19 protein-coding genes and 1 pseudogene are annotated in these 21,021 nt (G+C 57.1%); 8 read left to right on the plus strand and 12 right to left on the minus strand.

Translation table 11 applies throughout. From position 1 onward, the window contains the following. Positions 1-153 precede the first annotated feature (153 nt). From AVCG78_RS25255 to AVCG78_RS25270, 4 genes are read right to left on the minus strand one after another with little or no spacing between them, the layout of a single operon-like run. Complete coding sequence (locus AVCG78_RS25255) at positions 154-1,290, minus strand: hybrid sensor histidine kinase/response regulator (RefSeq protein WP_012650521.1); 1,137 nt, start codon at positions 1,288-1,290, stop codon at positions 154-156. After that, the gene (locus AVCG78_RS25260; RefSeq protein WP_012650522.1) at positions 1,290-1,859 is read right to left on the minus strand and encodes a chemotaxis protein CheB; all 570 of its coding nucleotides are present in this window, start codon (positions 1,857-1,859) and stop codon (positions 1,290-1,292) included. The genes AVCG78_RS25255 and AVCG78_RS25260 overlap by 1 nt, the downstream gene beginning before the upstream one ends. Further along, positions 1,856-2,689: a CheR family methyltransferase gene (locus AVCG78_RS25265; protein WP_012650523.1), complete on the minus strand. Its 834-nt coding sequence runs from the start codon at positions 2,687-2,689 to the stop codon at positions 1,856-1,858. Before AVCG78_RS25265 ends, AVCG78_RS25260 begins: the two co-directional genes overlap by 4 nt. Further along, entirely contained in the window at positions 2,686-6,123 is a 3,438-nt protein-coding gene (locus AVCG78_RS25270; protein WP_012650524.1) for a response regulator, read from the minus strand. Before AVCG78_RS25270 ends, AVCG78_RS25265 begins: the two co-directional genes overlap by 4 nt. A gap of 282 nt (positions 6,124-6,405) precedes the next feature. Between AVCG78_RS25270 and AVCG78_RS25275 the strand changes: the two genes are divergently transcribed. Genes AVCG78_RS25275 through AVCG78_RS25290 form a run of 4 tightly spaced genes read left to right on the plus strand, consistent with a single transcriptional unit; the run spans position 6,406 to position 8,366 of the window. Next, positions 6,406-6,780, plus strand: coding sequence for a YsnF/AvaK domain-containing protein (locus tag AVCG78_RS25275; RefSeq protein WP_049777445.1), 375 nt, complete (start codon positions 6,406-6,408; stop codon positions 6,778-6,780). 16 nt (positions 6,781-6,796) lie between these two features. Further along, on the plus strand, positions 6,797-7,252 hold the full coding sequence (locus tag AVCG78_RS25280) for a hypothetical protein (protein ID WP_012650526.1): 456 nt from the start codon (positions 6,797-6,799) through the stop codon (positions 7,250-7,252). Between the two features lie 47 nt (positions 7,253-7,299). After that, complete coding sequence (locus tag AVCG78_RS25285; RefSeq protein WP_234618167.1) at positions 7,300-7,938, plus strand: DUF433 domain-containing protein; 639 nt, start codon at positions 7,300-7,302, stop codon at positions 7,936-7,938. After that, positions 7,935-8,366 carry a type II toxin-antitoxin system VapC family toxin gene (locus AVCG78_RS25290; RefSeq protein ID WP_071585017.1) on the plus strand — a complete coding sequence of 144 codons (432 nt, stop codon included), beginning with the start codon at positions 7,935-7,937 and terminating at the stop codon, positions 8,364-8,366. Before AVCG78_RS25285 ends, AVCG78_RS25290 begins: the two co-directional genes overlap by 4 nt. 34 nt (positions 8,367-8,400) lie before the next feature. On the opposite strand, the gene AVCG78_RS25295 is transcribed toward AVCG78_RS25290, so the two are convergent. Next, complete coding sequence (locus tag AVCG78_RS25295) at positions 8,401-9,261, minus strand: addiction module antidote protein (RefSeq protein ID WP_012650529.1); 861 nt, start codon at positions 9,259-9,261, stop codon at positions 8,401-8,403. A gap of 726 nt (positions 9,262-9,987) precedes the next feature. Here AVCG78_RS25295 and AVCG78_RS25300 point away from each other — a divergent pair. Further along, entirely contained in the window at positions 9,988-10,587 is a 600-nt protein-coding gene (locus AVCG78_RS25300) for a S1 family peptidase (RefSeq protein ID WP_234618168.1), read from the plus strand. Between the two features lie 252 nt (positions 10,588-10,839). Here AVCG78_RS25300 and AVCG78_RS25305 read toward each other — a convergent pair. Beyond that, a pseudogene (locus AVCG78_RS25305) lies at positions 10,840-11,028 on the minus strand (integrase core domain-containing protein); the annotation flags it as partial. 233 nt (positions 11,029-11,261) lie between these two features. Continuing rightward, a protein-coding gene (locus AVCG78_RS25310; protein WP_085946654.1) for an IS5 family transposase occupies positions 11,262-12,022 on the minus strand; the annotation gives its coding sequence in 2 pieces (ribosomal slippage) (positions 11,262-11,695 and positions 11,695-12,022; 762 coding nt in all). Positions 12,023-12,138: 116 nt separating this feature from the next. Here AVCG78_RS25310 and AVCG78_RS25315 point away from each other — a divergent pair. Both AVCG78_RS25315 and AVCG78_RS25320 read left to right on the plus strand, forming a co-directional pair. Then, the gene (locus tag AVCG78_RS25315; RefSeq protein ID WP_235694962.1) at positions 12,139-13,005 is read left to right on the plus strand and encodes a ThiF family adenylyltransferase; all 867 of its coding nucleotides are present in this window, start codon (positions 12,139-12,141) and stop codon (positions 13,003-13,005) included. A 116-nt stretch (positions 13,006-13,121) separates the two neighbouring features. Continuing rightward, a complete protein-coding gene (locus tag AVCG78_RS25320) occupies positions 13,122-13,622 on the plus strand; it encodes a hypothetical protein (RefSeq protein ID WP_012650533.1) in 501 nt (166 codons plus the stop codon). A 254-nt stretch (positions 13,623-13,876) separates the two neighbouring features. Here the strand turns inward: AVCG78_RS25320 and pyk are convergent, their stop codons facing one another. From pyk to AVCG78_RS25340, 4 genes are read right to left on the minus strand one after another with little or no spacing between them, the layout of a single operon-like run. Beyond that, positions 13,877-15,310 carry a pyruvate kinase gene (pyk, locus tag AVCG78_RS25325; protein ID WP_081355443.1) on the minus strand — a complete coding sequence of 478 codons (1,434 nt, stop codon included), beginning with the start codon at positions 15,308-15,310 and terminating at the stop codon, positions 13,877-13,879. Between the two features lie 6 nt (positions 15,311-15,316). Next, entirely contained in the window at positions 15,317-16,585 is a 1,269-nt protein-coding gene (locus tag AVCG78_RS25330) for a glycerate kinase type-2 family protein (RefSeq protein WP_087730414.1), read from the minus strand. Continuing rightward, complete coding sequence (locus AVCG78_RS25335; protein ID WP_071206386.1) at positions 16,582-17,670, minus strand: tartrate dehydrogenase; 1,089 nt, start codon at positions 17,668-17,670, stop codon at positions 16,582-16,584. Before AVCG78_RS25335 ends, AVCG78_RS25330 begins: the two co-directional genes overlap by 4 nt. A gap of 21 nt (positions 17,671-17,691) precedes the next feature. After that, positions 17,692-18,990, minus strand: coding sequence for an MFS transporter (locus tag AVCG78_RS25340; RefSeq protein ID WP_087730415.1), 1,299 nt, complete (start codon positions 18,988-18,990; stop codon positions 17,692-17,694). A gap of 123 nt (positions 18,991-19,113) precedes the next feature. On the opposite strand from AVCG78_RS25340, the gene AVCG78_RS25345 reads away from it, so the two are divergent. After that, positions 19,114-20,028, plus strand: a complete 915-nt coding sequence (locus tag AVCG78_RS25345) for a LysR family transcriptional regulator (RefSeq protein ID WP_012650538.1) — start codon at positions 19,114-19,116, stop codon at positions 20,026-20,028. Positions 20,029-20,431: 403 nt separating this feature from the next. On the opposite strand, the gene AVCG78_RS25350 is transcribed toward AVCG78_RS25345, so the two are convergent. Beyond that, positions 20,432-20,998 (minus strand): gluconokinase, encoded by a 567-nt coding sequence (locus tag AVCG78_RS25350; RefSeq protein ID WP_234618169.1) that lies wholly within the window; start codon positions 20,996-20,998, stop codon positions 20,432-20,434. Between the last annotated feature and the right edge of the window lie 23 nt (positions 20,999-21,021).

The raw sequence follows: 21,021 nt of genomic DNA on the forward strand, positions 1-21,021 counted from the left end.
TTGCGATAAAATAGGCTGACAATCTTACGGCGGAGCTAAAGAAACACCTGGTGACTGGTAGCGGCCGCGTCCGTTGGAGCGACAACTCGATCTCGATCGATAGCGGGTATCAATAGGGTTTGTTACGCTCCACCCGAAGGCAAATTCGGATGATCACAATTCGATAGCCTTCGGTAGGTTGAGAACGAATGCACTCCCACGGCCAGGTCCGTCGCTCTGCACGGTGATGCTGCCCTCGTGAAGCTCTACAAGCTGCTTTACGAGTGCAAGCCCGATTCCGAGCCCTCCATGAGAATGTTCCCGGTGACCATCGACCTGAGCGAACATGGCGAAGATGGTCGTTGAAGCCTCCTGCGTCAGTCCAAGACCATTGTCCGAAACAGTTAGGCGGAAAGACTCGACGTCTTCTACGAGCTCGACGTAGATCTGACCGCCATCCGGCGTGTACTTGGCTGCGTTGTTCAAAAGATTAGCAAGGCATTGTGTAATTCGGACATTGTCTGCCATGGCGTCGCATGACCGCTCGGGAAGTTTAACGACTAGATTGTGGCCCTTCGCATCGATCGCTGGCCGGGTCATGTCGACAGCGGATTCGACTGCGTCCCGCAGGTCGAAGAAGGCCTTGCGAAGGACGATTTTGCCCTGCGTAATTCGCGATACATCTAGGAGATCATCCACCAGATGGCTGAGGTGAGTGATCTGCTCTTGCATCAGCTTTCCGATCTTTGCGGTCTGTTCTTCACCGTTAACTTTCTTCAGGAGCGAAAGGCCGCCTTGCAGAGCGGCGAGCGGGTTGCGGAGTTCATGAGCAAGTACGGCAAGGAACTGATCCTTGCGCTTGTCGGCAAGCTGTAGAGCCTGAGCCTGGGATTGCAGTAGATCCCGCTGCTCGGCGAGCGTCTGGCGCTGGCGGTAGACTTCCAGAAAAACATCCGCCTTGCTGCGAAGGATATGGGCTTCGATCGGCTTCTGGATGAAGTCGACGGCGCCGACCTCATAGCCTTGAAAGCGCCGCTCGGAGCTGTGCGCGCCGGCTGTAACGAAGATGATCGGTATGCGTTTGGTCCGCTCGTTGCCACGCATCAGTTCGGCAAGCTCGAAACCATTCAGGCCCGGCATCTGAACGTCGATCAGCGCCAGTGCAAAATCATGGTGCAGGCATAGCTCGAGCGCCTCGTCGCCCGACCTTGCCTTGACGAGTTCGAGATCAGGACGCCGGAGGAGCGCCTCAAGAGAGAGAAGGTTCTCGGGGAGATCGTCGACGAGCAGGAATTTGACCGGCGTGTTCATCAAGCGATACCTAGAAGATATGACGAAATATTTTGAAGAGAGAGGACGCGGGCTTGAGGGCACGCGGCAATAGCGGCCTCCGGCATCGCGCGTGCGTAAGCGCCAAGCGGTTGCTGGACGATCACGCCGCCGCCGGCCTTGGCTACTGCGGACAGCCCTTTCGCCCCATCGCTATTAGCACCCGTCAGAACAACGGCCAGAAGACCGTCACCCCACGCCTCGGCGGCGCTTTCAAACGCTACGTCGATTGACGGACGGGAAAACATCACTTCCTCGTCAGACGACAGCGCGATGGTCGCCCTGTCTTCGATCAACATGTGGTAATTAGGAGGGGCGAAGTATATTACTCCCGGTTCGATCGGTTCTTTGTCCTCGACCTCCACCGCTCGCAACTGGCACTTCGCATTGAAGATTTCGGCAAGTACGCTGCGTTTGTGAGGTGGCACGTGGACGACCACGAAAACCGGATATGGATACCCGGACGGAAGCGAGGGAAGGATTACGGACAGCGCTTCAAGCGCGCCAGCCGAAGCTCCGATAATGACAGCGCCGTGAGAGGTGTCGGTCATGCGCCGGTCCTCCTGTAGATCTTTTCCTCGCGCACGAAGTCCTGGAAAGCGTCCTCATGACGAGAAAACCGCAACGTCTCCTTGGAGCCCAGCCCGAGGAAACCGTTGCGCGGCAGCGCGTCCCTAAACAGCGAAACCGCGCGATCCTGGAGATCACGATCGAAATAAATCATGACGTTGCGGCAGGAGACAAATTGCATCTCGCCGAACACCTGGTCGGTGACGAGACTATGATCGGAGAAAACCACATTGCGTTTCAGGCTCTTGTCAAAGACACAGCGATTGTAACCAGATTGATAGTAGTCCGACAGGGATGTCTTACCTCCTGCCTGCTGATGGTTCTCAGTAAACAGGCGTAGCCGGTCCAGCTCGTAGACGCCGGCCTCCGCCTGGGCCAGTGCTTCCGGGTTGATATCTGTCGCGTAGAATAGGGTTCGCTCTTCCAGTCCCTCTTCGCGGAACAGGATGACGAAGGAGTACAGTTCCTCGCCGGTGCTGCATCCGGCGATCCAGATCTTCAAAGATGGATAAGTGCGCAGATGAGGTACAACCTTTTCGCGAAACGCCCGGAAATAGCTCGGATCCCGAAACATCTCGCTGACCTGGACCGTGAGGTAGCGCAGCATTCGCGGCAACATGTCGGGATCGTGCAGAACGCGCTCCTGCATCGCGGAAATTGTCGCAAAGCCTAATTGCTCGCGCGCCTGACGCAGCCTTCGGCGGATCGATGACATCGCGTAGTTGCGGAAATCATAGTGGTAGCGATGATAGAGCGCCTCGAGCAAAAGCCTGATCTCGATGTCTTCTATCTTCTCGTAAGTCTCCGTCATTGAGGCATCCAGACACGGACAAGCGACAGGAGTTTCTCGACGTCTAGCGGCTTGGCCATATAGTCGTTGGCGCCGGCCTCGATACACCGCTTTTGGTCGTCGGGCATAGCTTTCGCCGTCAGCGTGATCACCGGTAGCTTCTTCCAGTTCGGATTGTTGCGGATGTGGCGGGTGGCGGTCAGCCCGTCCATCACCGGCATCATCACATCCATCAAAACCAGATCGATCCGGCCATCGGTGCTGGAAAGCGACCGGTCCAGCTTCTGCAAAGCTTCCTCACCGTTACGGGCGATTTCGATAACGGCGCCACGCGGCTCAAGAATGTTCGTCAGCGCGTAGATATTGCGCACGTCGTCCTCAACGATCAGGATCCGGCGTCCCTCAAGCAAGGCGTCGCGATTCCTGGCCTTTCGGATCATCTTCTGCTGTTCGTCGGGAAGTTCGGACACGACTTGATGGAGGAAAAGCGTCACCTCGTCCAAAAGGCGCTCCGGTGATTTGGCTCCCTTGATAATGATCGATTTGGAAAAGCGCCGTAGGCTCTGCTCTTCCTCTGCCGAAAGGACCCGCCCCGTGTAGACGATCACAGGAGGGAAAGAATGGGCAGTGTCCTGACTGATCGTTTCGAGAAGCGCAAATCCCGAGGCGTCCGGCAGCGAGAGATCGAGCACCATGCAATCGAAAGTCTGTTCCTTCAAAAGCGCCAGGCATTCCGCCGCAGTGCCAGCTCCGACGGTCTCCACATCTTGCGATCCAATGAGCTTAGAGACTGCCTCGCGCTGGATCTGGTTGTCCTCAACAATCAAAACGCGGCGCACGTTCTGCGATATTTTTGCCTCCAGCGATTTCAGGACGTCAAGAAGCTCATCGCGTTGGACCGGCTTCATCGCATAACCGATGGCGCCTAGTGACAGAGCGCGTTCGGAATAATCTTCCGCAGATATGATGTGAATTGGAATATGGCGCGTCCGAACGTCACGCTTAAGGCGATCAAGGACCGAGAGCCCAGACTGGTCCGGTAGACCAACGTCCAAAACGATCGCGCTTGGCGCGTGTTGGCGGGCAAGTTCAAGTGCTTCTTGTGCCGTCCCGGCGACCAGCACCTGAAAGCTCAGCTCTCGCGCCAGATCACGCAGAATCATCGCGAAGGACTGGTCGTCCTCCACAACGAGAAGTTTACGGGTGGGGCTACCGCTCAGATGACGATCGTCGTCGACGATGCCATGCGAACGCGGCGAACGTTCTGTTGCAATGGGATTACTGGTGAGGGCAGGTGCTGTGGTGCCCGTAATGATAGCAGGTTCGGGCGCGCGAACGGCACTAGCCGAAAAGATCTTCGGGATGATCACGGTGAACGTACTTCCCGTACCTGGACGGCTTTGCAGATGCATCCTGCCGCCGAGCAGACGGACCAGTTCTCGCGAGATCGAAAGCCCGAGGCCCGTTCCGCCGAACTTTCGACTGATCGTGCTGTCTGCCTGATGGAAGGCCTCGAAGATGTTGCGCTGCTGGTCCTCGGCAATTCCAATTCCGGTATCGACCACGGAGATCGCAATCTGCGCATCACCGGCAGGGCGGACAAGGAGCGATACCTGCCCCTCTGCGGTGAACTTGACGGCATTTGCCAGAAGGTTCTTGAGGACCTGCTCGAGGCGTTGTGGATCCGTCTCGATGACCGATGGGACGTCCGGGGCGACTTCGATCGAGAGGTTCAGTCCCTTTTGGGCAGCGAGCGGATCGAACAACTGCCGAAGTCCATCGACAGTCCGGTTGATGGCAACTGGCTCCGGACTGACCTCCACATGGCCGGCCTCGATCTTCGAAAGATCAAGGATATCGTTGATGAGGTTCAGCAGATCGTTCCCCGAAGACTGTATCGTCTGTGCGAACTTGACCTGTTCCGCCGTCAAATTCTCGTCGGCGTTGTCCGCCAAGAGCTTGGCAAGGATCAGCGAAGAGTTCAGCGGGGTACGCAGTTCGTGTGACATGTTGGCCAGAAAATCTGATTTGTAGCGGCTGGCACGCTCCACTTCTTGTGCCTGCAATCTGACGGCGTCGTTCGCTTTTTCAAGGTCGTCCTTCTGTCGCTCAAGCTCCTGCGCCTGCTCCTCGAGCTGGGAATTCGTCTGCTCCAGTTCCACCTGCTGCTGTTCCAGACGGGCCTGAGATTCCTTCAGCGCCCTACTCTGCTCTTCCAGTTCCTCGTTGGATACTCGCAGTTCTTCGCCCTGGACCTGAAGCTCTTCCGTCTGCCGCTGCGTCTCGTGGAGCAGTGTTCGTAGCTGTGTACGGAATTCGGCTGAGCGAATGGCTGCCGCGATCGTGTTGGACGACCGCTCGAGGAGGGCGAGAACGTGATCGCCGACCGGGTGAAGAAAGCCCAGTTCGAATACCGCCTTGACCTCGCCGTCCACCATCGCCGGCGCCAGCGTCAGGTAGCGGGGCTTCTGTTGGCCGAGGCTGGAGCCAAAACTGATATAGCCGTCAGGAAGCTCACCTACCGTGACAGGACGGTGATCTCGAAGAACATGACCGAACAGACTATCGCTTTCTTCGAATCGCTCTGGAATAACTGTACCTGCAGGAACACCATGAACGGCTGTAAGAGCGTATCGCGCTCCATCCCTCACATAGAGCGAGCCTGCAACGGCACCCAGGTAGCTTGTGAGAAAGCGCAATATGTTCTGTCCAAGCTCTTGCGTAGACTGTTCCCCGATTACAACCGGTCCAAGACCGACCTGCGCTTCCTGCTGCCACTGCTCGTTCTTGCGTGCCAAGGTGGCACGGCGCATCAGGCCACCGATGACCAGCGTCAGGACGATGCCAAGAAAGCCCGTCAACAGGCTCGTGGCGAATGCAACGACGTAGGCCCTGTTCATCTCCGCGACACGCTGGGTACGCACGTCGGTTTCTGCATTGCGGATTTCTGACACGAGTGTGCGGATCGCGTCCATGTCGAACTTACCGCGGTCCGTATTAACGAGCGCGAGGGCCGCAGCAGGGCCGGCGGTTCGGTAGGTTCGAAGCGTTTCGTCGAGCTCGGCTAACTTTGAGGAAACGGAGTTACGGAGATCTTCTAACCGATAGCTTTGCGCGGTGTCCGTTGTGATCAAGCTCTCGACCCGCGCAAGCCGCGCCTGTATCTGCGCAACGGCCCGCTGATACGGCTGCAGGTACTGCTCTTTGCCGGTCAGCAAATACCCACGCTGACCTGTCTCGGCATCCTGGACATCAGACAGGAGAAGGTCGATCGAGACAATGACCTGATGGGTCTTGACTACGCTTTCGTTGCTCGTCCTCAACGTTTGCGTAGTGTAAACCGCAACGGCGGCACTGATGACGAAGAACGCCAAGGCAGTGGATAGACCGAAGGCCAAAGACTTATCCAGCCCAAGACCACCTATCTTGGTCACAGCAGCACTTTTCCTATGCATCTCTTCTCACACAATTTTCGAAGCGGAAGTTGTATGCGCATGAGCCATGACGACGGGAATCATGCAAGCGTCGAATCTGACTTCTCAGTTGGTTCGCCGCAGATATTACTCATTCTAACAGAGATTCATGAGGGCCGCCCGGGCCGCCACCGGCGAAATCGTACCGCAACATAAAATGGACTTTCAACTGGATCGCCGTTTGCCGCGTGTTGCAACCAAAAATCGCCGACACGGAACATATCGCAATCCGCCGGGTTTGCTTCCCGACCTCGAGGCGTGACCATGACAGACCAAGACGAAACCACAATCCAGATCGTCGAAGAGAGTGTCAGCGTCGGCAAGGAACGCGTCGCGACGGGACGTGTCCGTGTCTCCACTTCCAGCTCGGAAGTAGACGAGCTAGCGCAGGCCACTTTGTATGGCACGCGCGTCGAGGTCACGCGGGAGCGCATAGATCTTGAGATCGATGCGATCCCCGAAACCAGGGTTGAAGGCGATACCACGATCATTCCCGTCCTCGAGGAGATCGTCGTTATTGAGAAGCGTCTAGTCCTTATAGAAGAAATCCGCATCCGCCAAATCGTGACTTCGGAAGACGTCTCCGTCCCGGTAACCGTTCGCAAGCAGACCGCCACCGTCGAGCGTATCGACGAATAGCATAGGAGGAAACACCATGGCCTACATTGACCAGAACACCGTGCCATCCCATTCCAATACGATCACCGCCTTCTTCCACGACCGTTCTGAAGCAGACCGCGCGATCGAAGGACTGAGCGAAGCGGGTATTCCCCGCTCCGCAATCAAGATGATCGCCGACGGCAGTGAGACAACCACGACGACGCACGAGAGCAAAGGCTTCTGGGCTGCGCTTGGTAGTTTTTTCTCGCTGACGATGACCGCAACACCTACGCCGCGTCAAAACGGTGGTGGCGTAGAAGGGCTTTCCGCAATGCTGTCGATACCAGAGTCTGAAATTGTAAAGCTTCTTTTCGGGCTCGTGACGGTTGCCGTGCCGTCTTCAACAAATACGACCTTAACTCCCGGACGAGGCACTCTGAGGCTCGTCAAGATAAGTCGGCAGAAATTGTTCTTAGTCGAGCTGATGACGACTGATTGGCGCCTTGCGTAGTGTCTAATTCATCCCTATATTGGGATGGATTGATGAAGGAGTCATGCTTGTCCCAAATCCAGAATTTCACGCTGAGCGAAGCAGGGTATGTCCTGGGCAGAACCCCAGCGATGCTCAACAAGGCGGTTGACACAGGTGTCATTCACGCCCGGCAAAAGAAGGTGGGGAACATGGTTCAAAGGCTCCTTGGCCCGGCCGAACTGCGCTTCCTGCGGCTTGCAGATGAACTCGACAAGGACCTGACGCCAGCAGGGCGGCGCCGGCTCTATGGTGCCTTGCGCAAATTGCCCGATGATGCTCACAAACTCCAGCTCGGTAGGCTTGAACTGGATCTTGCGCAAATCGATACCGATCTTAAAGTCCGAATGGCGAGACTTGAGGCCGTCAGAGACAGGATTGAGAGAAAGGGCGATCGGGGTGAGGCGGTTGTTCGTGGAACGACTATTTCGGCGCACTTGATTGCCGCTTTGACGCGCGCCGAGGGTGTCGATGTGGTCCTTAAAGATTTTCCTTCCCTTACGCGGGATCAGGTCGAAGCTGCAGTCGAGTATGCGAAGGCTTACCCGAAGCGCGGGCGTCCCTATCCAACGAAGAGCCTGAAGAGCACTTTGGCCGATTTGGCTGATGCTGGTGCATTCGATGATGACGGTGACCCTGGTGAAGTCGCACCAAGGGCCATTCCGTGACGCTTTATCTGCTCGATGAAAATGTTCTCCGTGAACTCAAGCACGGCGGGCACAAGAATGTGCATCAATGGATCGCGACGGTCGATGACACGGATCTTCGGCTGAGTGTCGCGACGCTATTCGAAAAGCGTCGGGGAGCCGAAGCATTGATGAAGCGTGAACCGGAACGCGCTCAAAGGATCCTTGATGGCATCGAGATGCTCGAAAAATCGTTTTCTGATCGCATCATTCCGATTGACGGGCCGGTTGTCGCCGAGTGGACGCGCCTTCTCGGAAGCAAGAACAAGGACCTATGGGACGTTGCACTGGCCGCGACCGCACGCGTCCACCGGCTCGTGGTGGTGACGCGAAACGTCTCCGATTTTACGGGGCGTGGTGTTCGAATCCTCAATCCGTTCAAGTCACCCCCGGAAGTGTTGGATATTTAGGCGACCGCTCCGACGCGCAACGTTTCTTTCGGGGTTACGGGTTGGTTTGCATCTTCGCTTCGAGCGTGAGGCCCAGCGCGGAAATGACCTTGAGTATTGACACCAGTTCCGGATTGCCATCTTTTCCGAGCGCCCTGTAAAGGCTTTCTCTAGCTAACCCTGTTTCTTTCGCTATCTGCGTCATTCCTCCCTTTTTCGCACGGGCAAGATGGCCCAACGCGTCGATAAATGAGGAGGGGTCGCCAGAGGCCAGGGCAGCATTCACATTGGCAGCTGGATCCCCGACCGGTGGAAGGCCTGTGGTGGTGGAGTCCTTCACCGGCTCAACGTCTCGAACCGTTTCCAGCAGATCGGCTTGCGCGCTTGATTCCTCTACTTCCCATTCGTCAGAAGTCGCGCGGTCGCGTAAATTTTCGCGGAGGTCAGCGCTACATTTGGCTAGAAACGCGCTCCATTGTTCTCCGGTTTTAAATGTTACCGGTGACTTCTCAGGAACGTTCAAAAGGACAGCTTTTTTCCCAGCCTTGATTAGGCGCAGGACGTTCAAGACCGTGCCAGGGCTCTTGCCGTCCCAGATCATGAATCCGAAATCGGCCTCTCGGGTCATCTCGCGGTCCTTCGCCGCATAAAACTGGAAGCCCTTCACGTGCTTAGGCGGCGTGATATTTTGCGTTCGCCATTCACCGAGATTATTGCGAGGTTTGTCGCCGGAGCAGAATACGGTCACCTTTTCATAGGCTGCGTCTGAAAAGTGCTTTTGGACTGCTTTGTCCGCACCATTGGCGTCGCCGACAACTACGTGATGCCCATTCTCAATGATATTGTTTAATCGCTCTTTCGCTTGAGCAGGCAGCCGCGAAATGTGTCGCGAGCCACCGATGAAGACGGTGTTCAATGGTTGCTCCGTGTCTTGGTTATCGTGAGGACGCGTACACTAGATGCTTGGCCTTGTCCGAGCAGGACTTTGGTGATCTCGTTTAGCGTGGTGCCGGATCGGAAAACATCGTCGAATAGAAGAATGTTTTTCCCAGCTGTATACCGGGGGTCAACAGCGTAAAGACCGCACGCTAGGTCTTTGCGCTTCGCCGGATCATTCTCATTTTTCAGCTGAGCCGTTGGGCGAGTGGTGGCGACGCATTTTATGACGGGGATCTGGACGCTTGCGCCAATCCCGTCTGCCAGAACGTACACAGGCTGGACAGCGCGGGGGGTGACGGAGGCGCGGGGATAAGAATGTCAAATTTTGCGCGGTGAGGCTGGATGAAGGCGGCCGCGGCTTCGATGATACCCTGCGCCGCCCCTTGGTTGTTCTTATACTTCAACTAATAGAGAAAGTCTGCAATAGAGGGCCTCACAGTATCGAATTGCATATGACCAGCTTCATTGTAACCAACTGGCGTGCTGCTGGTCGTATGGAGATCGAGCGCCACGCCAGACTGCCAGTTGACGTTTATTTCTTGCCAATGAATCTCGACCGCCATTCTGCCCTCAGTTGCGATATATGTAGCCTATGGGTTACATCTCTGCAAGGGCCTTGATCTTATATGGCTCGACCGATCAAGGTGATCCAGTCATAAGAAGCCGGAATTGTACGCGCAACACGCGTTGCGGAGCGGAGCTGATGGCGATGTCCGAAAAGAGCGTATTCCAGGAAACCTATATACGGGCGGCAGGAGCAACAGCCTTTATCGCTGTGGTCAATACGAACGGTGATGAAGGGATTGGTTCGGCATTCCATATCGGCGAAGGTATATTCGTCACGGCTCGGCATGTGATCGATGGCGTTACCATCAAAGAAATTGCGACCACAAAGTCCGCACACCTGAGCGAAGAAACTGGCGGGAAGGCTGCCCCGCCGCGATGGCTTGAGATCATCGATGGACCCTATTACGGACCGGATGAACTAGACGTCGCAGTCTTCCGCGTCGACCTCGGTGAAACGCCGTGGCCTGCGATCACGGTCAGCCAGCACACGGACTATTCCCTCGAAGAGAATGACCTTATCCTATCAGACGTACTTGTTATTGGTTATCCTCCGATTCCATTCACAACTGTGCCAACCCAAGTTGTAACGCTGGGACAGATAAACGCTGTTGCGCGTTCATCATTCGAAGATCCTGCACTTCATCGCATCTGCTACAGCCCGTGGCGGCTTCAGCGGTGGTGTGGTGCTCGACAAGTCAGGCATCGCGCTTGCTTTGGTTACCGAAAGTCTCGGTAAAAGCGATATGCCCGTAGAAACGGGATATATGAGCCTGTTGTCGATCGAGCCCGCGGTGGATCTGGCGGCCGAGAAGTTTGGCTTCAGCACGCACGGCAGCTATCCCGGTCGATACAGTGACACGCTGTTCGCTGTGAAATTCTCAAACCCCAGCGCTCGTCCGCTCAGCTCGTTCATCTGTCCGTCGTCGAATGATTTGAGACTTCCTCGGCTTTGGAAGAATGGAGTTTCCGGCTCGGTTTGCGCGTTGATTTAAGCTGCTTTCTTTTGGTGGTTCAAGCGGCGTTGTCTGATGGTGTCTCTTTTGATCTTTTCGCGTTCGAGCAGTATGGTCTGGCCGCGCCCGGAGTAGACGTCGGCTGGGGTAAGATTGTCGAGGCTTTCGTGATAGCGCCGATGGTTGTAGTGCTCGACAAAAGCCGCGATCTGAGCTTCGAGGTCCTCCTGGAAGAACTAGGACCGGATTCCGTCAACGCGCTCGAAGATGCCGCCCACCAAATACCTGAAGAAATTGTCACGGTCGTTGGTGCCGAAGGCCGTGGAGGCGCCGGCCTTATTGCCGTCCGGGCATTGAATCCGAAGTTTGCACGTAGCCGACCATCACCGGTCGCTGAGCCAGTGACGAAGGGATTTCGCGCTGGCAAGGCTCCGCCAACACTAGGAATTGTGGACAGTTATTTAAGCCACAATATTGTCGCTGCGAGAGCGACCATGGCTCGATAGTTCCGGGCCGTTTTCTCGTATCTGGTGGCAATACGCCGAAATTGTTTGAGCTTTGAAAAGCAACACTCGACCAGATGGCGCTGCGCGTAGAGTTGCTTGTCGAGTGGATATTTCTTTGCGCGAGCGGGGGTGTTTGGAATGACGGCTTTCGCTCCCTTCTCGGCGATAGTTTTGCGCAGTCGGTCACTGTCGTAGGCGGTATCCGCCATGACGACCTCGGCGGGAAGCTCTTCAACCAGAGCGTCGGCCTGTGGTGCATCACCTTTCTGGCCTGCTGTGAGAATGAAGCGCACGGGGCATCCAAGACCACGCACAGCCATATGAATTTTGGTGCTTAGGCCGCCGCGAGAACGGCCAAGGGCCTGATCTTCAGCCCCCTTTTTGCGCCGGAGGCGTGCTGGTGAGCGCGGATGATGGTGCTGTCGATGATCAGGTATTCGAAATCACGGTCATCTGACATCGCTTCGAAAACCCGCCACCAGACGCCCTTTTGGCTCCAGCGGCTAAAGCGCCGAAAGACGCTGTTCCAATCGCCGAACACCTCAGGCAGGTCACGCCAGGGTGAGCCTGTGCGTGCGATCCAAAGTACCGCTTCCACGAACATGCGATTATCCCGCCCGGAAGAGCCGCGGGTGCGAGCATCACCGATGATGTGTCGGGAAATCCGATCCCATTGGTCGTCTCGAAGAATCAAACGCTCCAGGACACCCATGACGGCCTCCAAAAGACAGTCTTGAATCGCATATCTAGATGTTTGGGAATCCTAAGAGTCCACACATCCTAGTCAGTCAGCGATTTTTCGGGAGGACACCTGTGGTGAGATCGTCAGTGCAGCGCGCCGATGCAGCCTGGATACACGGACGAGGGCAGGATCCCCGAACCGAGCGACTTTTCTCCTCCACCGTTGTGATCATCGGTTGCGGTTCGGTCGGCGCGCCGGTCGCCTGTTCGCTGGCGCAAGCTGGCGTCGGCCATCTTGTACTTGTCGATCTTGATGAGTTGAGCTGGCCGAATGTCGGCCGCCATCCTCTCGGCGCGACTGCAATCGGCAAGAACAAGGCGATTGCACTGGCTGAGCGCTTGCAGATGGATTACCCCCATCTTCTTATCGAAAGCCGGTCATGTGGCATGAGCGCGCTCCTTCAGTTGGACACCGAATTGCTCGCCGGGGCCGATCTTATCATCTCGGCGACGGGCAGTTGGGCGGCGGAGCATGCTTTGAACGAGTGGCATCTTGAGCAAGGCAGGAAAAAGCCAGTCCTCTATTGCTGGACTGAGGCACACGCCTGTGCGGGTCATGCGGTGGCAATAGCCGAACACGGCGGATGCCTGCAATGCCATCTTAGCACCACCGGTACCCCGGATTTCAAGGTGGTGGATTGGCCAGATGGCCTTGGGCAGAGTAGGGAAGAACCGGCGTGCGGCGCGCATTTCCAGCCTTACGGCCCTGTTGAGCTTTCCTTTGTGAACGCTATGGCCAGCGACATGGCGCTCGAATGCTTGCTTGATGCACCTAGCACGTCAGTCCATCGGATCTTTGCTGCCCCGCACAAGCGCATTGGAATGCTGGGCGGGGTCTACAGTACTGACTGGTGTTCCGAGTTCGGGACAAAAGATGGCGATGGTAGGGTAGTCGATCGTCACTGGAGCGTACGCGGTTGCGCTGCTTGCCGCCGAGCGCCTTCTGATAAATAATTATGATATGCAGAACGTTGAGGTTCTGGCTGACTTTTTTCTGTGGGTAAGGGAAAATCAGGCAGGACAGGCAGCGGAAGCAAGCAAACGCCTTCTTGTTTTGTGAAAGTCTGGAAATGGCAGATCGCGTTGCACATACCAGCCGGGGCAAGTGGTCTTCACCAGGAATTCCGCATAAGGGGTGGACCTGCGTAGGCATCGACGATCTTGAAGCGCCGTCGCAGGAATGTGAAATGTGCGAAAGCGTTGATGTTCGCTACGTACACTACATGGAGCATCCGAACTATCCGGAGACACTTGCTGTAGGTTGCGTATGTGCAGAACACATGGAAGGCGACTACGTCAGGCCAAAGCAGCGAGAGACGGGGATGCGGCTGATCGCCCGCCGGCGGAAATCCTGGGCCGGGAAGAAGTGGCGGGTTTCGCAACTAGGCAATCATTTCGCCAACACTGAAGGCTTTAATCTTACTGTCTTTGAACGCGGTGAAGGATTTGGGATCTCTGTCGCGCGTCGCGGGACGGATAAGCGTCAGATTGGTAGGAAGAATTATCCGAGCCAGGAAGGGGCTAAAGCTGCCGCACTAAGCGCGCTCCTATGGGCGAAAACGCACTTGTGATGGCGCCGCAAGAGTCTAACGATCGCCCATAGAAGATGTCCCTTCCGGCAATTCGCGGCGTAAGCACCTCATAGGTTGCCCTGTATCACAGCGCAGCTTGATCTCAGGGCGGCTGTGACTAGAATGGGGCCTACCGGGGCGACAGAAACAAACTGAGTTATTGAATTCCAACATATACAATCATGCCGGGTTATGGGGCCGCGCGACCTGCTCCGGGAAACGCACGCCGTCAACCCGTTGCGACACACCAATGCCTAGCAACGCGGCTTGATCTCCTTGACGCGCAGATTGTTGGTGCCGCCGCTCGTCGCGAAGGGAAAGCCCGCGACGATCACGATATTGTCGGACGGACGCGCCATGTTCGCAGCGATCGCCGTGCGTTCGGCAAAATCCACCGATCGCTCGTAATCGAAGACACCGTCAAGCCGGGTACTGGTTACGCCCCACATCAAGCCCATTCGTCGTGCTACATCCGCCGCCTGCGTCACACCGAGGATCGGCATTGACGGACGAGCTCGTGAAATTCGAGACGCCGTCGTGCCGCTGACCGTGAAGGCAAGGATGAGCGGCGCGTTCAGTGCAGTTCCCACACTGGCTGCGGCGTAGGCCACGGCATGCGACGGCGTCTTCTCGATTTCCGGGTCGGTGGCCTCGAGGATGGGGCGATAGAGCTTGTGCCTCTCGGTCTTCTCGATGATCCGGTCCATCATGGCGACCGCCTCGACCGGGTAAGCGCCCGTCGCGGATTCGGCCGACAGCATCACGGCGTCCGCTCCATCATAGATCGCGCCGGCCACGTCGGATGCCTCGGCCCTCGTCGGCGTCGGCGAGGATACCATCGAGTCCAGCATCTGCGTCGCGACGATGACGGGTTTCGCCGCCATCCTGCAGGCGCGAATGATTTCCTTCTGCCTGCCGGGAACGTCTTCCGGTGGGATCTCGACACCGAGATCGCCACGGGCCACCATTATGGCGTCGGACAGCCGGACGATGTCTTCAATTTCGTCGAGAGCCGACGGCTTTTCGATCTTTGCAACAAGGCCGGCACGGTCGCCGACCAGAGATCGCGCCTCGATCATGTCCCGTGCTTTCTGAACGAATGACAAAGCGATCCAGTCGACGCCGAGATCGAGGCCGAATTCGAGGTCTTCGCGATCCTTCGCCGTCAGAGGCGATATGTCCAGAACGGCTCCGGGGATGTTGACCCCTTTCCGGTTCGATATGAGACCGGCAGTTATGACCTCCGCCTCGATGTGGTTGTCATCGACCCGGTTCACCCGGACACGCACGCGTCCGTCGTCGATCAGCAGGTCGTCTCCCGGCACCACCGCTTTGAAAATCTCGCGATGGGGCAGCGGAATATTCAGGAGACCCGTTCCGGGTGTCGAGCCGCACACGAAACGGACTTCCGCTCCCTTTTCGAGAGTTAGTCGCCCGTCGGCAATGGTTCCGATCCGGATTTTCGGGCCTTGGAGGTCCTGCAGGATTCCGATCGGCGATCCAAGTTCCTGTTCGATAGCCCGGATGCTTCGGAACACCTGCTCGTGGCCGCTTCGCTCGCCATGACTGAAGTTTAGCCTGAAGGTATCGACGCCCGCCATAAAAAGTGACTTGAGAATTTCGGGTGTATGCGAGGCGGGGCCGACCGTCGCGACGATCTTGGCCCTGCGGTTGTTGCGAATGAACATGATGGTTTAGCCAATCAGGATTGCACGGATGTCGTTGACGTTGGTGAGTGTCGGACCGGTGATGATGAGGTCGTCGACGGCTTTGAACGCCGTATAGCTGTCGTGGCGGGCCAGAGCGGTGCGTGGCGTGACGCCTGCATTGCGCATGCGCGAAAGGGTGTCGGGCGTTACGATTGCTCCGGCCGCATCCTCGATACCGTCGATGCCGTCGGTGTCGCCTGCGATTGCCCAGACCCTGTCCAGGCCATTCAATCCGATCGCGAGACTGAGGAGAAATTCTGTGTTTCGACCGCCGCGCCCCGTCGCGTCCGATGAAAGCGAGACCGAGGTTTCGCCACCGGAGAGAATGACAGCAGGACCGGAAACCGGTTCTCCTTTCTGTTTCGCCGAGGTCGCAATTGCGGCGAGGACCGTACCGACGTCCTTGGCTTCACCCTGGAGCGCATCGCCAAGAATGAGAGGATTCAGTCCCTGGTCCCGCGCGACCTGCGCCGCAGCAGCCAGGGCTTTGCCCGGCGAGGCGATCATTCGAACCACGGTGTTCGGATTTGCAGGACCACTCGGTGCGCCGCCACTAGACAGAACTTCTTCTGCAGCCGCCGGCAGCGACAGGCGATACCGCGCGACGATCTCGCGCGCGTCGTCGATGCTGGTTGGGTTGGCGACGGTCGGGCCAGAGGCGATCTCCGAAGGGTCGTCGCCGGGTACGTCGGAAATCAGAAGGCTGACGACACGGGCGGGATAGGCGAGTTGCGCCAGACGACCGCCCTTAATGGTCGACAATTGCCGGCGCACGGTGTTCATCTCGGAGATTGTTGCACCGCTTTCCAGCAGGGCCTTGTTGACCGCCTTTTTGTCGTCGAGCGTCATGCGCCCGGCCGGAGAAACAAGCAGCGCGGACCCGCCACCCGAAATCAACGCAATCACCAGATCGTCAGGACCGAGATCGCGGATACAGGCGGTGATACGTCCCGCCGCTTCAAGGCTCATTGCGTCAGGTACAGGATGGGCCGCCTCGATGATGTCGATCCGTCCCGCCGGAACAGCGTGACCGTAACGGGTGACCACGACACCACTAAGGTCGACACCGGTCCATGCTGTATCGAGGGCAGCCGCCATGGCCGCCGATGCCTTGCCAGCACCGATGACCACGCACCGACCCTTCGGCGGTTCGGGAAGGTGATACGCGACCACCTTCGCCGGGTCGGCACTTGCTACGGCTGCATCGAACATTCGGCGCAGCGCGTTGCGAGCGGAAGTATCCGTCCAGATCATTCGGCAGCCACGAGGATGTTCGAGCCGGCGATCGCCTCGCAGACGGCATCCGTAACTTGCTGGGTCGTTGCCTTGCCGCCAACGTCGGGTGTCAGAATGCCCGCCTCGGTAACCCGCTCCACGGCTGCCATCAGCCGTGCAGCCGCATCGCGCTCGCCCAGATGTTCCAGCATCTGTGCCGCAGTCCAGAAAGTGGCGATCGGGTTTGCGATACCCTTGCCGGTGATATCGAACGCCGAACCGTGGATCGGTTCGAACATCGAAGGGAAGCGACGCTCGGGATCAATGTTGCCTGTGGGAGCGACGCCCAGAGACCCTGCCAATGCACCGGCGAGGTCAGACAGGATGTCGGCATGCAGGTTGGTGGCGACGATCGTGTCGAGGCTCTCGGGCTTGAGCGTCATGCGCACTGTCATGGCATCGACGAGCATCTTGTCCCAGGTGACGTCAGGAAACTCTTTCGAAACTTCGGCCGCGATCTCGTCCCACATGACCATGCCGTGGCGCTGGGCGTTGGACTTGGTCACGACCGTTAGCAGCTTGCGCGGGCGAGACTGCGCGAGCTTGAAGGCGTAGCGCATGATACGGGTGACACCGACACGGGTGAAGATCGCAACTTCCGTTCCGACTTCTTCCGGAAGTCCCTTGTGGGCGCGGCCGCCGTGGCCGGAATATTCACCTTCGGAGTTCTCACGAACGATGACCCAGTCGAGATCGCCCGGGCCGCAGTTGCGCAACGGCGGCGTGATGCCAGGCAGGATTTTCGTCGGACGGACGTTGGCGTACTGGTCGAAACCCTGGCAGATCGGAAGACGAAGACCCCAGAGTGTGATGTGATCCGGCACGTCCGGTGCGCCGACGGCACCGAAATAGATCGCGTCAAAGGGCTTCAGCGTTTCAAGTCCGTCGGATGGCATCATCACGCCATGCTTCTTGTAGTAATCAGAACCCCAGTCGAAGGTTTCGGTGTGAATTTTAAAGTCGCCGCTACGCTTCTCCAGAGCTTCCAGCACCTGCAGGCCGGCAGCGATGACTTCGGGTCCGATGCCATCGGCGGGGATGGCTGCAATCTTGTATTCACGCATGTCTTTCTCCAATTCCAAAAATCAGTGTTGTATGGACGGTTTGTGTTTCGGCGAGCCCGAGGAGGTCTTGGCGAGGATCAGGGTGACGATCGCGGATATGACCAGGAGGGCGGAGACGAAGTACAGGCCGCCTGCGAAGCTACCGGTCGTGTCCTTGATCCAGCCAATCATCGACGGACCGACGAAGCCGCCGAGATTGCCGATCGAATTGATCGTCGCGATGCCCGCGGCCGCGGCCGGGCCGGATAGGAAGAGCGTCGGCATGCTCCAAAGCGGCGGCTTTGAGGCGCTGATGCCGATATTGACCAGCGTCAGGGCAACGAGGACCGTTAAGACCGTCATCGCGCCCGTGGCGAAGGCAAGTCCTGCCGCAGCGAGCAGGCAAGCGCCGACAACATGCCAGGTGCGCTCACCTGTCTTGTCGGAATGGCGTGCCCACAGGATCATCCCGACAACGGCAAAAATTGCGGGAATGGCATTGATCAGGCCGACATGGAAGGAGGCCAGACCGAAGCCCTTGATAATCTGCGGTGCCCAGATGCCGAGTGTATAGAGGCCCGCAGAAGTACCAAAGTAAACCAGCGATAAGGCGAGCACTCGAACATCGGCGAGACCGGCCCAGATGCTGTGGCTTGCCTTTGGCTTTCCGGCCTGCTCCTGCTCCATCGTCTTGACGAGCCAGTTACGCTCTTCGTCGGTCAGCCAGTTTGCCTTTTCCGGGCGGTCCGTCAGATAGAACAGGACGACGACGCCGAGGATAACTGCAGGAATGGCTTCGATAATGAACATCCACTGCCATCCGGCCAGGCCCCAGAGGCCGTGCATCTCGAGGAGCGCGCCGGAAATCGGCGATCCGATAGCTGTCGCGAGAGGCGCGGCAGCCATGAACATGGCGGTAACGGCGGCGCGACGCCGCGCCGGGAACCAGTAGCTCAGATAGAGGATGATGCCGGGAAAGAAGCCAGCTTCGGCGACACCCAGCAGGAAGCGTAGAATGTAGAAGCTCGTCGATCCCTGAACCAGCGCCATACAGCCTGATACGATGCCCCAGGTGATCATTACCCGAGCGATCCAGATACGCGCACCGACTTTGTTCAGAATGAGATTGGACGGCACTTCAAACAGGAAGTAACCGAGAAAAAAGATGCCAGCGCCGAAACCGAAGACCGTGGACGAGAACCCAAGGTCTTGGTTCATCGTCAGCGACGCGAAACCGATGTTCACGCGATCGATGAATGCAATGAGATACAGGACCATGATGAATGGCACAATGCGCCACGTGATTTTGCGCAATACGCGCGTCTCCAATTCGCCAGTCATAGCGAGCTCCTCCCAGATGTAAGTCTTCCGCCCTCCAGCGGCATCGGGCGACCCTATTATCCCCTTTCCTCAGAGCCAACACTCATATAATTGTATAATTAAATGAAATAATGGACTGTTTCGATGGAGCTTGAGCAGCTAAGGTGTTTCGTTGTTGTTGCCGACGAATTGCACTTCGGGAGAGCGGCCCAAAAAGCCGGGATTTTACCTGCGTCTCTCGGTCGTCATGTCCGTCTCCTTGAAGAGTCGCTCGGGACGCAGCTGTTCGTGCGGACGACGCGCAGCGTTAATCTCACGCAGGATGGTGTTTTGCTCCTTGAGGAGGTCAAGCCAATCCTGGACCGTCTTGAGAAGCTCGCGGATCGGTTTCGCGGCGCAAGTCATGAGCATTCCCAGTTCCTTCGCATTGGAACGATAGACAGCGCGGCGGCAGGCCTGGTCCCGCAGCTTCTACAGGATTTTCGAGAAGTCTCTCCGGGCACGATCGTCCAGATCGTCGAAGATAAGACCATTAGGCTGGTGCCTAAGCTTCTGGCCGGACGGCTTGACGTCATTCTGATCCGGCCTACGCATGGGTTGAGCCGCGCCATCTCGGTGAAGCCTTTGTTTTTCGAAACAGCGGTCGTCGCCGTTTCATCTACCAATCCGCTTGCTGCGGCTGGCGAGGTAACGGTGGACGCCTTGGTAGACGAACCGCTCATCGTCCCGGATCGCCGGTCTCGTCCCCACAGTCACGATCTTACGATGAACATATTCGCAAAGGCTGGGCTCCGCCCGCGTATCGCGCAGGTCGCGGACGAGAAGCAGACGATCATCAATCTCGTCGCAGCGGGCATCGGATCCGCGATCGTACCGCGTTGGACGGCGAAGCTGACCGTCAAAGGCCTGAAGTTCCTGTCGATCCGCACGTCGGACGACAGCCGGCTGGAAACGCTTCCGCTCGCGGCAGCCTGGATGAAGGGTGTTAGAGACGCAGGCCGGGATCAGCTCATCAAGCTTATGGGCGACAACGCTGATCGTTATTTCGAACACGCATAGACGGCACTGTGGTTGCCGCACCTAAAGATAATGGCTGCTATATCAAGCTATTACAAGCTACGTCCGAGAAATACTCTTCAAGCCGCCAATCTCGGCGCTGCTCCGCCCTCGGTTGCCAAATTACACCGTTCAAGATTTTGGCTGTATCGTCGCTGCTGTAGGCCAGATATTGGGACCCTAGCCTAGCAGGGAATTTTGTTTGAGCAAACTACCTGACGCCCTACTCGTCAGATCTCGATGCGAATTGTTTGACATTCTAATATTCAGGATAATATTCCCAGGATTTGAGGCGAGCGATTCTGATTCGGTGATTCACCTCTGGTGACTTTGGCAGCCGTAAAAGAATCCGACATATCGCGCGTTAGATAGGCCTCGATTGTTTCAGACTCATCACACTTGGCAATCACCTGGCACCGTAGCCAGTTATACGCCCCTTTTTCGTGAATAGCGCCCGCACGCAATCAAGGATATCCTCGATGCCCAATTCTGCGTTTACTTCATAGGCGTCCGGTTCTCCTGCAGGCGTCTCAAGCGTCGCGAATTGACTGCGAAGCAGTGACGGTGGCATGAAATGGTTCGTCCGGCCGCCAAGTCGGATACTAAGTGCCTCATACGAAGCGTTGAGAAATACGAAATTCAGCCTTCGGCCTAAACGGTCGCGTAGCCGTTCCCGATAAATAAATTTAAGCGCTGAGCAAGAGGCGACAATGCCTTCCCCCTTGTCCGATGCCGACAAAAGTTCGTCGGCAATCCTCTCCAGCCACGGAAGACGATCGTCATCGGATAATGGAATGCCTCGACGCATTTTCAAAATATTGGCTTCAGGATGAAGCGTATCACCTTCCAAAAAACGCCATCCAACTTCTTCCGCTAGTCGCTTCGCGACGGTGGATTTGCCGCAACCTGAGACACCTATCACAACGGTTACGCTGCCAAATGATATGCTTGGCGAGGGTTCAAAAGCAGTCACGTCAAGGCTCTCACTGGGATTGC

The organism is Gillisella vitis (assembly GCF_021559775.1).
GTDB classification, from domain to species: Bacteria; Pseudomonadota; Alphaproteobacteria; order Rhizobiales; family Rhizobiaceae; genus Allorhizobium; species Allorhizobium ampelinum.